Annotated in this window: 12 protein-coding genes; 4 read left to right on the plus strand and 8 right to left on the minus strand. The window is 29.0% G+C overall.

Annotated features, from left to right (window positions below):
- Window positions 1-69 precede the first annotated feature (69 nt).
- Window positions 70-1,257 carry a 2-methylaconitate cis-trans isomerase PrpF gene (gene prpF / locus ACBT_RS09665; protein WP_024774631.1) on the plus strand — a complete coding sequence of 396 codons (1,188 nt, stop codon included), beginning with the start codon at window positions 70-72 and terminating at the stop codon, window positions 1,255-1,257.
- 27 nt (window positions 1,258-1,284) lie between these two features.
- Here prpF and ACBT_RS09670 read toward each other — a convergent pair whose 3' ends face one another.
- The 8 genes from ACBT_RS09670 to ACBT_RS09705 all read right to left on the minus strand — a co-directional run bounded on the left by ACBT_RS09670 (window position 1,285) and on the right by ACBT_RS09705 (window position 10,264).
- Window positions 1,285-1,827 carry a hydrolase gene (locus tag ACBT_RS09670; protein ID WP_024774630.1) on the minus strand — a complete coding sequence of 181 codons (543 nt, stop codon included), beginning with the start codon at window positions 1,825-1,827 and terminating at the stop codon, window positions 1,285-1,287.
- Between the two features lie 70 nt (window positions 1,828-1,897).
- The gene (gene hemC / locus ACBT_RS09675) at window positions 1,898-2,836 is read right to left on the minus strand and encodes a hydroxymethylbilane synthase (protein WP_024774629.1); all 939 of its coding nucleotides are present in this window, start codon (window positions 2,834-2,836) and stop codon (window positions 1,898-1,900) included.
- Window position 2,837: 1 nt separating this feature from the next.
- The gene (locus ACBT_RS09680) at window positions 2,838-3,695 is read right to left on the minus strand and encodes a DsbA family protein (RefSeq protein ID WP_024774628.1); all 858 of its coding nucleotides are present in this window, start codon (window positions 3,693-3,695) and stop codon (window positions 2,838-2,840) included.
- A gap of 63 nt (window positions 3,696-3,758) precedes the next feature.
- Window positions 3,759-5,678: a DNA polymerase III subunit gamma/tau gene (locus tag ACBT_RS09685; RefSeq protein WP_024774627.1), complete on the minus strand. Its 1,920-nt coding sequence runs from the start codon at window positions 5,676-5,678 to the stop codon at window positions 3,759-3,761.
- Entirely contained in the window at window positions 5,675-6,460 is a 786-nt protein-coding gene (gene murI, locus ACBT_RS09690) for a glutamate racemase (RefSeq protein ID WP_024774626.1), read from the minus strand. The genes ACBT_RS09685 and murI overlap by 4 nt, the downstream gene beginning before the upstream one ends.
- A gap of 235 nt (window positions 6,461-6,695) precedes the next feature.
- A complete protein-coding gene (gene gdhA / locus ACBT_RS09695; protein ID WP_024774625.1) occupies window positions 6,696-8,048 on the minus strand; it encodes an NADP-specific glutamate dehydrogenase in 1,353 nt (450 codons plus the stop codon).
- A 136-nt stretch (window positions 8,049-8,184) separates the two neighbouring features.
- Window positions 8,185-9,507 (minus strand): transcription termination factor Rho, encoded by a 1,323-nt coding sequence (gene rho, locus ACBT_RS09700; protein WP_024774624.1) that lies wholly within the window; start codon window positions 9,505-9,507, stop codon window positions 8,185-8,187.
- 160 nt (window positions 9,508-9,667) lie between these two features.
- Entirely contained in the window at window positions 9,668-10,264 is a 597-nt protein-coding gene (locus ACBT_RS09705; protein ID WP_024774623.1) for a peroxiredoxin, read from the minus strand.
- A gap of 175 nt (window positions 10,265-10,439) precedes the next feature.
- Here ACBT_RS09705 and ACBT_RS09710 point away from each other — a divergent pair, with 175 nt between their 5' ends.
- The 3 genes from ACBT_RS09710 to ACBT_RS09720 all read left to right on the plus strand — a co-directional run bounded on the left by ACBT_RS09710 (window position 10,440) and on the right by ACBT_RS09720 (window position 11,617).
- The gene (locus ACBT_RS09710; RefSeq protein WP_024774622.1) at window positions 10,440-10,712 is read left to right on the plus strand and encodes a DUF362 domain-containing protein; all 273 of its coding nucleotides are present in this window, start codon (window positions 10,440-10,442) and stop codon (window positions 10,710-10,712) included.
- Window positions 10,713-10,819: 107 nt separating this feature from the next.
- Window positions 10,820-11,233 carry a nucleoside-diphosphate kinase gene (ndk, locus tag ACBT_RS09715; protein WP_024774621.1) on the plus strand — a complete coding sequence of 138 codons (414 nt, stop codon included), beginning with the start codon at window positions 10,820-10,822 and terminating at the stop codon, window positions 11,231-11,233.
- A 6-nt stretch (window positions 11,234-11,239) separates the two neighbouring features.
- Window positions 11,240-11,617 carry a DUF177 domain-containing protein gene (locus tag ACBT_RS09720; RefSeq protein WP_024774620.1) on the plus strand — a complete coding sequence of 126 codons (378 nt, stop codon included), beginning with the start codon at window positions 11,240-11,242 and terminating at the stop codon, window positions 11,615-11,617.
- Window positions 11,618-11,619 lie beyond the last annotated feature (2 nt).

The raw sequence follows: 11,619 nt of genomic DNA on the forward strand, positions 1-11,619 counted from the left end.
AGTTTTATAAAGTGATTAATGAATCATTTTATAAAGTTTTAAAAGCTTAAAATATCTAGGAGAACACAAATGAGTACATACAAGCCACAAATAAGAGTTAAAGCAACTTATATGAGAGGTGGAACTTCAAAAGGAACTTTTTTTAATATAGCAGACTTACCAAAAGAAGCTCAAGAAGATAAAGCAAAAAGAGATAAACTACTTCAAAGAATAGTAGGAAGTCCTGATATTTATAAACAACAAATGGATGGTATGGGAGGAGCAACTTCTAGTACTTCTAAAGCTATTTTAGTTGGTAAATCAACTGTACCAAATCATGATGTAGATTACTATTTTGGACAAGTTGCAATAGATAAAGATTTTATGGACTGGTCAGGAAATTGTGGAAATTTAAGTTCAGCAGTAGGACCTTTTGCTATTCATGAAAGGCTTGTTGATAATGTTCCAGAAAATGGTGTTTGTTGTGTAAGAATTTGGCAAGCAAATATCAAAAAAACAATTCTTTGCTATGTAACAATGGTTAATGGTCAAGTAAAAGAAATGGGTGATTATTATATTGATGGTGTTGCTTTCCCTGCTGAAGAGATTTTATTAGAATTTGCAGAACCAGTTGATCCAAGTGAAGAATTATTTCCTACTGGAAATTTAGTAGATGATTTAGAAGTACCAGGTATTGGAACATTTAAAGCTACAATGATTACAGCTGGAATTCCAACAATCTTCCTAAATGCTGCTGATATTGGATATAAAGGAACTGAGCTTCAATCAGATATTAATAGTGATGCTGAAGCTCTTGCTAGATTTGAAAAAATCAGAAGTTATGGTGCATTAAAAATGGGATTAATTTCTGATTTAAGTGAAGCAGAAACTAGACAACATACACCAAAAATTGCTTTTGTTGCTCCAAAATCTGATTTCACTACTTCAAGTGGAAAAGAAGTAAAAGCTTCTGAAATTGATCTTCATGTAAGAGCTTTATCTATGCAAAAACTACACCATGCTATGATGGGAACAGCTTCTGTTGCTATTGGTGTTGCTGCTTGTATTGAAGGTACTTTAGTAAATTTAGCTGCTGGTGGAGGAGAAAAAACTGCTGTTGAGTTTGGTCATCCATCTGGAACACTAAAAGTTGGAGCAGTTATTAAAAAAGAAAATGGAAAATATATTGTTGACAAAGCTACAATGAGTAGAAGTGCAAGAATTATTATGAAGGGTGAAGTTTATGCACCTGCAGATATTATGGAATTAAAAAACTAATAAGGATAAAAACCTTATTAGTTAAAACTATTTAATCAAAGAAGATATTTCTTTAAAATTTGGATTTTTTGAATCTACTGTTAATTCAAATAAAATTGATTCATAAGTAGTTGGAATTGCTCCTGCTTGAATTAATCTCTTTATAGCCATTTTATGATCGAGTTTTTTTCTACTTCCACAACAATTTGTTACTAGAATAACATTGAAATTATTTTCGAGTAAATCTATACAAGTTTGTAATACACAAACATGTGTCTCTATTCCAGCAACAACTATATTTTTTTTACCACTTTGTTTAAAAATTTCTAAGATTTCTTCTGTTTGACAAGCTGAAAAAGTTGTTTTTTCATAAAACTTATATTTATTAACAAGAGTTTTTAAAGGTTCAATAGTTTCTCCTATTCCTTTTTTATATTGTTCATTCACAATAATTGGAACATTTAAAACTTTCATACCTTTAATTAATATCGGAAGATTTTTTTCTAATTCCTCTTTATTTCCAATATGAGGAAAAAGCTTTTCTTGAACATCTACTAAGCAAAAAAGAGTATCACTTAAATTTATTCTCATTTTCTCTCCTTAAATTTAAATAATAAACTATATCTAAACTTAATAGCTACAATCTAGCTTTATATGAGATTTATTTAAATGCCATAGTTTCTGCTCTTTTTAAAAGCTCAACTGCCCCTTTAGCTATAAAATCTTTTGCAAAATCTGAACCAGCAGTTTCAAAACTATTAATATCTACAATTTTACTATCTTTGATGTATTCAGTTCCATCAGGAAGTCCAACAATTGCATTTATTTTTACAGTTTTCTTATCTAAAATAGTAGCTTTTACACCTATTGGTACTTGACAACCACCTTGAAGTGTATCTACAAATCCTCTTTCAATTTTTGACTCAATTTCCGCATTTTTATCATTTAATACTTTTACAATTTCCAAAATTTTAGGATCAGTTGTTGTTTCAATTCCTAATGTTGCTTGTCCCATTGATGGAATCATAATATCTGTTGAAATTGGGGAAAAATATTTTACTTCATTTTGAAGATTTAATTTCTCAATTCCCGTTGCAGCTAAAATTATTGCATCATATTCTCCAGCATTTAACTTTGCAATTCTTGTATTGATATTTCCTCTTAAATCTTTAAGTTCAATATCAGGTCTCAACATTTTTATAGCCATTCTTCTTCTAAGACTTGTAGTTCCAACTATAGCACCTTTTGGTAAATCATCAAGAGAGCTATATTTATTACTTAAAAGTGCATCTTGAGGATTAAATCTTTTAGAAACAGCTGCTAATGTTAATCCATCTTCAAATTGAGTTGGAACATCTTTTAAAGAGTGAACAGCAAGATGGGCTGTTCCTTCCATCATAGCAACTTCAAGCTCTTTTGTAAAAAGACCTTTCCCTCCAATTTTTGCTAAAGGAACATCTAAAATTTTATCTCCCTTTGTTACAAACTCTTGAAGTTCAATCTTCATATTTGGATAATATTTTAAAAGTTCAGATTTTATATACTCACTTTGCCAAAGAGCCAATTGGCTTCTTCTTGTGGCAATTATAAGTTTTTCCATACTATTTACCTAAAGTATCAAAATTGAATTTTGGATTCTCTTTTACACCATTTACATAAATTGTAGGAGTTCCTGATACCATAACATCATCGCCCATAGAGATATCTTTTGCTATTTTATCGTTTAACTCTTTTTTATTTAACTCTTCAATTTTTATATTTGTTCCAAATTCTTTATTAAATGCCTCTAATATTTTTGCTTCATCAGTATCTTTTTCATCAAAATATTTTGACCAATCTGCAGTGTATGCTTTTGTAATAATATCTGCAACACCTTTATTATGTGCAACTTCTATTATTTTAGATAAAGGAAGAGATGCTGGATGTATTTGAGTTAAAGGAAAAGCATAATAGTATAAAGCAATATTTTCTTTATTTTTATTAACTTCAGCTATAACTGTTGGTATGTAATCCATACAAAATGGACAAAGTGGATCCGAGAATAATACAATTTTATTTTTTGCTTTTTCATTTCCAGCTATGAAGTTTGATTTATTGTAATACTTCTCTGTTAAATTTGGAAATAAACTATCTTTTAATGATTGCATAGTTTTCATATCTATTAATTCAGGTGCAATATGTGTTCCATTTGTAAATAAGAAATCTTTAGCTTTTATCTCTTTACCTTGAACAACCGCGTCTATATCTAAGATATATCCTGTCCATCCAGCAAGAGCTAACTCTTTTTTAGTATTTATTTTAATATCTTTTACTTTTACATTTGGATTTTGAGAAACTCTCTTTTTCTCATAATCTAAAACCAAATTGTCATTTGCAAAAAGTGCTGTCCCTAAAAGTGTACTTATAGCAAATAGTGTAGATACTTTTTTTCCTGTAAATAGAATTTCACTTTTTTTCATCGTATATTTTCCTTTTATAAAATTTTAATAGTCTATCTTTTTATCTTTAATAAAAAGTTAATCTTAACTTCGCGATTTTACTGTAATTTTTCTAATATCAAAGAGTTCTTTTACTTTATCAACCATTTTTGAATTTAAAATATCATTTACTAATAACTCTTTTGATGACAAAGTCTCATTTGTAGCTTGTAAAATGCTAGCAACACAACCCGAACCAACCTCAATATCTTCTATCATTGAACCTATATCATTTTGAACATCTTTCTGCTCTTCTTGAACTCTATTTTCATCTTCTTCTTTAACTAAAGATTCATTTAGTATGGTGGCTTCTTCCTTTTTAAAATCTAGTTCCACATTTGAGCCAAAAACTTCTTGTGCAAAAGCTTTTATTATTCCAAAATGTTTATATAAGAGCTTTCTTTCTTCATCTTTTGCATATGAAATTATCTGTAGCACATTATTTGAAAAACCATTATAAATAAAGTTTTTCTCAAAACACTCACCTAATTCAAAATCTCTATCATAAACTTTTTCAGTTAATTTTGTATACAAATCAATTGATTCATCTCTTTCTTCAACAAAAGGAATATATTCTATCTCTTCTACTGGGTTATATAAAATTTCCTCAATTTTTTCTATTTCAACAGCACTTATCTCTTTTTTTGAAAAATCCTCTTCAGGCTTTATTGTAGGTAGTTCATCAAAAGGAGTTTGAAACTTTAAAGCAGGTATTGCATCTGCTATAATATTTAAGGAAGTAGTATTTGAAATCATTTTATCTTCAACTTCAATATTAACATTGATTTCTTTGCTTATACTTTCAACTTTTATCAAAGTTTCTATTGGTTCTTTTACAGATATAGGTTCTTCTAAAATATTTTCAATAACTTTTGCAACTTTAGTAGTTTCAGGTTTTGGTTCAATTTTTTCAATTTTATTTATAATATCATCTATTGATTTTAATTTTGTAGCTTCCATTAACTTCATAAAAGTCAATATTAAAACAAATGTACCATCACTATTTATTGCTAAAAGATGTTTTGCATCACTTAAAATTCTAAAAAATCTATCAAAAAGAATAATATCAAATCTTCTATCTTTTAAAATCATTTTATCTTTTAAAAATAGAATCATTTCATCTATTACTTGAGTAGTTTCATAGATTTCTAACTCTTTTAAAATATCGTTTATATCACCTTGATTTAAAATAATAGAAAAAATTGCTTCCATCTTTTCTGGATTTATTAAACCTAACATCTCAACAACACTTTTACAATCTACTCTATTTTTTGAAAAAATAATTGCTTGATCAAGTAAAGTCAATGTGTCTCTTAAACTTCCCTGCCCTCCTCGAGCTAAAATATTTAAAGCATCTTTTTCAAAATCTATTTTTTCTTCATGCAAAATATGACTTAAATGATGAACAACATCATTTTGAGATATTTTATTAAATCTAAAATGTTGAGTTCTACTAAGTATTGTTGCAGGTAATTTTAAAGCATCAGTAGTTGCAAGTATAAATTTAACAAAACCTGGAGGTTCTTCAAGAGTTTTAAGTAATGCATTAAATGCTTGAGTAGTAAGCATATGAACTTCATCAATAATAAAAACTTTAAATCTAGCAAGACTTGGTTTATATTTTGTATGTTCAATTAACTCTTTGATATCATCTATTCCTCTATTACTAGCTGCATCCATTTCTATAATGTCAAGATGTTTTCCATTATTTGCACTTGCACAGTTTTCACAAACTTCACAAGGTTTACTTGTTGGTCCTTTTTCACATAAAAGTGCTTTAGCCATAATTCTAGCTGTACTAGTTTTACCACTTCCTCTTAATCCTGAAAATAAATAAGCATGTGAAAGTCTTGAGCTATCAAGTGCAAGGCTTAATGTTTGAGAAACTGTGCTTTGCCCAATTAAATCTTCAAATCTTTTTGGCCTATACTTTAATGCCAAAACTCTATCTTGAATACTACTCATATTTCACACTTCCTTATTTCAAATTTTCTCTTTTTTAATATGGCTTTTACCATATCACTATTTATAGTTCCTGTATATAAAACTAAAATATCCAAATCCCCCTCATTTATGTGCCCCGCATTTTGACTTAAAATCATAAGTCTTTTTGCTATTGCATCCCCCGTATCTATCAATAATACATCTTCTCCCATGATATCTTTAATAGTATTTTTAACTAAAGGATAATGTGTACAACCTAAAACTATTGTATCAACATTATTATGAAGCATTGGTTTTAACCAATTTTCAAGCATATCATAAGTTTGTAAAGTAGAAGTTTCTCCTTTCTCAATTTGCTGAACTAGACCTACACAAGCTTGTTCATAAAGCTTTACATCATGCGTTTTAGTAAGTTCATCAACTAATAATCGATATTTTTCACCTTTTAAAGTAGAAGCTGTAGCCAAAATACCAATATTTCCAGTTTTTGTTTTACTTATTGCTGGTTTAATTCCTGGTTCTATACCAATTATTATCAAAAATGGAAACTTATCTCTTAAATGTTTTATTATAACTGATGTTGCTGTATTACATGCTACAACTAGTGCATCTATTCCATAATTTTCTAGTAAAAATTTTGTTATTTTGTCACATCTAACAAATATTTCTTCTTTACTTTTATCTCCATAAGGTGCATACATAGTGTCTGCTATATAAAATATTTCTGCACCTTTTAATGTTTTTGCAATAGCATTTAATACAGTTAAACCACCAAGGCCTGAGTCAAAAAGTCCTACTTTCAAATATTTCCTTATTGAAAAATTGGCAAAATTATAGCTAAAAAGATATAACTAAATTGTTAAAAAGGTTTGAGTTAATAGTAGATATTTCACAAATTGAAAACTTAAAATTTTAATTGAACTAAAGGAAATGACATTTAAGTTTTCAAATTTGATTATTATATTTTGTGTAGTTTTATAGTAAAGAAAGTTTTTTATAAACCTAAGGAAAAATCCTTAAGTTTTGATATTATATTTATCAAATAATACCTTGTTCTATCATAGCATCAGCTACTCTTCTGAATCCAGCAATATTTGCTCCTAAAACAAAGTTTGTAGGCTCACCAAATTCTTCAGCAGTTTTGCTTACTCTTTGAAAAATTCCATACATAATTTGCTCTAACTTAGCATCAACTTCTTCAAAAGTCCAAGAAATCATTGCTGCATTTTGTGCCATTTCTAATTGACTTGTAGCAACACCACCAGCATTTGCAGCTTTTCCTGGTCCATAAGCAATTTTTTCTGCAACAAAATATTCAACTGCTTCATTTGTTGATGGCATATTAGCACCTTCACTTACACATTTACAACCATTTTTAATAAGTTCTTTAGCATCTTCTAAATTTAACTCATTTTGAGTTGCACTTGGGAAAGCAGCATAACAAGGAACAGACCAAACTGCATTTCTTCCTTTTGGATAATCTTCAACAGGAATATATTTTGCATTTTTTCTATATTTTACATATTCTGTAAGTCTTGCTCTTTGATTCTCTTTTAACTCTTTTAATAAGTCTAAATCAATTCCCTCTTCGTCTAAAATCATACCTTTTGAATCACTACAAGTAATTGGTAATGCACCTAAATGATAAAGTTTTTCAATAGTATAAATGGCAACGTTTCCTGATCCAGAAACTACACATCTTTTACCTTTTAAAGTTTCTCCTCTAGCATCTAACATATTTTTTGCAAAATATACACAACCATATCCAGTTGCCTCTGTTCTAGCTAGTGATCCACCCCATTTTAAAGATTTACCAGTTAAAGTCCCATCATACACATTTGCAAGTTTTTTATACATACCAAACATATATCCAATTTCTCTTCCACCAACTCCAATATCCCCTGCAGGAACGTCTGTTGTTGAACCGATATGTCTATGTAATTCAGTCATGAAAGCTTGACAAAATGCCATTATTTCATTGTCACTTTTCCCTTTTGGATCAAAGTCACTTCCACCTTTTCCACCACCAATTTGAAGACCAGTTAAAGCATTTTTAAAGATTTGTTCAAATCCTAAAAATTTAATAATTCCAGTATTTACCGTTGGGTGAAATCTTAACCCACCTTTGTATGGTCCTAAAGTCGAACTAAATTGGATTCTATACCCTTTATTGATTTGGATCTCACCTTTATCATCAACCCATGTAACTCTAAACATGATTTGTCTTTCAGGTTCAACTAATCTTTCTAAAACTTTATTATCTTTATATTTTGGATATTTTTCAAATAGTGGTTCTAGTGAGTGTAAAACTTCTTCAGCAGCTTGATGAAACTCATCTTGCCCAGGACTTGTTCTTTTTAGATAATCTAAAAGTTCGTTGATATTTGCCATTTTCCTTCCTTTTGTTCAAATTTCGGAGAAGGATTGTATCAGAGTTTTTATTTAATTTTGTTTAAATTTCAAGTAAAATATCTACAATTTTATAAATATTTTACTTTTTTAGACATTTTTAAGCTAAAATAAAGTTTTATTCATTCATAGATGCAAAAAATTCTTCGTTATTTTTTGTTTTTTGCATTTTTGAATATAAGAATTTAAGTGCTTCAACTTCATCCATTTGCGAAATAGCATTTCTTAAAATCCATGTTTTTTGTAATATATCTGAAGATAAAAGAAGTTCTTCTTTTCTTGTACCTGATTTAATGATATCAAGAGCTGGATATACCCTTTTATTTGCAGCATTTCTACTTAGCACTACTTCAGAGTTACCTGTTCCTTTAAATTCTTCAAAAATAACTTCATCCATTTTTGAACCTGTTTCTATTAAAGCAGTTGATACAATAGTTAAACTTCCACCTTCTTCAATGTTTCTAGCTGCTCCAAAAAATCTTTTTGGTTTATGAAGTGCATTTGCATCAACTCCACCAGAAAGAACTTTTCCAGAACTTGGAGTTACAGTATTGTAAGCTCTGGCTAGTCTAGTAATTGAATCAAGTAATATAACAACATCTTTTTTCATTTCAACAAGTCTTTTTGCTTTTTCAATAACAATTTCAGCAACTCTTACATGATTTTGAGCAGGTAAATCAAATGTTGAACTGTAAACTTCACCTTTTACACTTCTTTGCATATCAGTAACTTCTTCTGGTCTTTCATCTATTAATAGAACCATTAAAGTAACTTCTGGATGATTTTTACTTATTGCATGAGCTAGTTCTTTTAATAATTCTGTTTTACCAGTTTTTGGTGGAGCAACAATCAATCCTCTTTGACCTCTCCCCATAGGAGCAAATAAATCAAGCATTCTTCCTGTCATTTTTTGTGATTCATATTCAAAATTAAATTTTTTTGTTGAGTACAAAGGAGTTAAGTTATCAAATAATGGTCTATTTTTTGAATCTTTTACGGGAAGATAATTTATAGCTTCAATTTTTAAAAGGGCATTATACTTCTCACTATCTTTATTTGGAGGTCTAACTTGCCCAGTTACAATATCACCTGTTCTTAATGCAAATTTTCTAATTTGTGTAGCACTTACATAAGAGTCATTTGAAGTATCTGAAAAATTTCCATCAATTGCTCTTAAAAATCCAAAGCCACCTTCTTTTATTTCTAAAATTCCTGTAAAAAGAATAAATCCACCAGCATCAATTTGAGATGCAAGTATCATAAACATTAAATCTTGTCTTTTTAATTCTTGAGGATTTTCAACATCTAGATCATTTGCAATGTCAAGAAGAGTTTCTATAGGTAACTCTCTTAGTTGTTCTATCTTGTAACCATCAACAGGTATATGTGTTCTTGTTTTTTTTGTAGTTTTTGATTTTATTTCTTCTTTAGACTCTTCCATGAGTATATTTGCCTTTGATTTCACATAAAATTATGTAGTTTTGTAGTTTTTTTGAGATTTTTTTTAAAAGTAAAAGGACAATTTTAGTTAATATTTCTAAATTTGTCAAGAAAATAAAAAAGGGATACTAAAATTTAGTATCCCTTCATTTAAACAGATATTATAATTTACCTTCATTTTTAGCTAAGTAATTAGCTACACCATCTTTATCTGCTTTCATTCCTTCATCACCTTTTTGCCATCCTGCTGGGCATACTTCACCATATTCATTTGTAAACAACATTGCATCTACCATTCTGATCATCTCATCTACATTTCTTCCTAATGGTAAATCATTAACTACTGCATGTCTTACTGTTCCATCTTTATCTATTAAGAAAGATCCTCTTAATGCAACAGACTCACCAAATAAAACATCATAATCTTTTGCAATTTGTTTATTTAAGTCTGCTACCATTGGAAATTTAACTCTTCCAATTCCACCATTTTCAACTGCAGTTTCTCTCCATGCGAAGTGAGAGAATTGAGAATCTACTGAACAACCAATTACATTAATTCCTCTTGCTTTAAATTCATCTGTTCTTTTTGAGAATGCAATAATTTCTGATGGACATACGAATGTAAAGTCTAGTGGCCAGAAAAATAAGATTGCCCCTTTTTCTCCAATATTTTTATATAAGTTAAAATCTTCTACTATTGTTCCATCAGCTAACACTGCCGTTGCTGTAAAATCTGGTGCTTTTTTTGTTACTAACATATTCTATTCCTTTTATTTAATTTTTTATATGCTGAAATTGTATCAAATAAAATTTATATTTAGCTTAAAAATAAAAATATTTATTTAATAATAATTTTTATCATCTATTGCAAAATTAAAGTTAATTTTATATATTGTTTGTTAAAGTTATCCAAAATTATTTAGGAGAACTAAAATGGCTGTTTTAATTACTGATATTTGTATCAGCTGTGATGCTTGTTTAGACGAATGTCCAGTTGGTGCCATAGTTGATAATGATGATAATCCAACAGGTGAAGATATATATTATGTATATAAAGATAAGTGTGTAGAGTGTGTAGGACATAACGATGCCCCAGCATGTGCAGATGCATGTCCAACAGAAGGTTGTATAGTTTGGGATGAAGTTGGTTCAAGTAAAATTGAAAAAGACGATAGAGGAACTGCAGGAACTCCTGTAATTGAATAATTTCAAAACATTTTAAATAAATTATTATAAAGACAAGTATTTTTTACTTGTCTTTTTTTATTTTTTTCGATATAATCCGCGACTTAAAAATTTAAAGAGGATAAAAGATGGAACAAACGTTATCAATCATCAAACCAGATGCTGTAGCAAAAAATGTAGTTGGAAAAATCTTAGACAGATTTGAATCAGCTGGTTTAAGAATTGCTGCTACAAAAAAATTACAACTTTCAAAAGCAGATGCAGAAGCATTCTATGCTGTTCATGCAAGTAGACCTTTCTTCAAAGATTTAGTTGAATTCATGATCTCTGGACCAGTTGTAGTTTCTGTTTTAGAAGGTAAAAATGCAATGGCTAAAAATAGAGAATTAATGGGTGCAACAAATCCAAAAGAAGCTGCTGCTGGTACAATCAGAGCAGATTTTGCTGATTCAATTGATGCAAATGCAGTTCACGGTTCAGATTCATTAGAAAATGCTGCAATAGAAATTGCTTTCTTTTTTGCACAAAGAGAAATTTGTTAATAATATATGAAAATAGAGTTTAAAAAAGTACCAACTACAAAAAAAGAATTAGAAACTTCTTTTAATTCAGTTAAAATTGAAGGTACTTTTTGTAGAATTTCATCATCTTTAGTAAAAATTGAAGCAAATCTAAAGGGCATAATTGATATCGATTGCTCTAGATGTGGGTCTTCTGAACCTTTTTCACTTGATGAACAGTTAAAACTTCTTCTGAGTGATGGAGTATATAAAGGTGACGATGAAGAATTTTTAGTAATAGAAATAGAAAATAGTTTGATTGACTTTGATGAAATAATTGAAAGTGAATTAAATAGTATAAAAAGTGATTATCATATTTGTAAAAACTGCTTAGAAGATAATCAGCTTTTCGAAAAAGAATTTTAAGG

It is taken from the genome of Aliarcobacter cibarius, assembly GCF_013372265.1.
Taxonomy (GTDB): domain Bacteria; phylum Campylobacterota; class Campylobacteria; order Campylobacterales; family Arcobacteraceae; genus Aliarcobacter; species Aliarcobacter cibarius.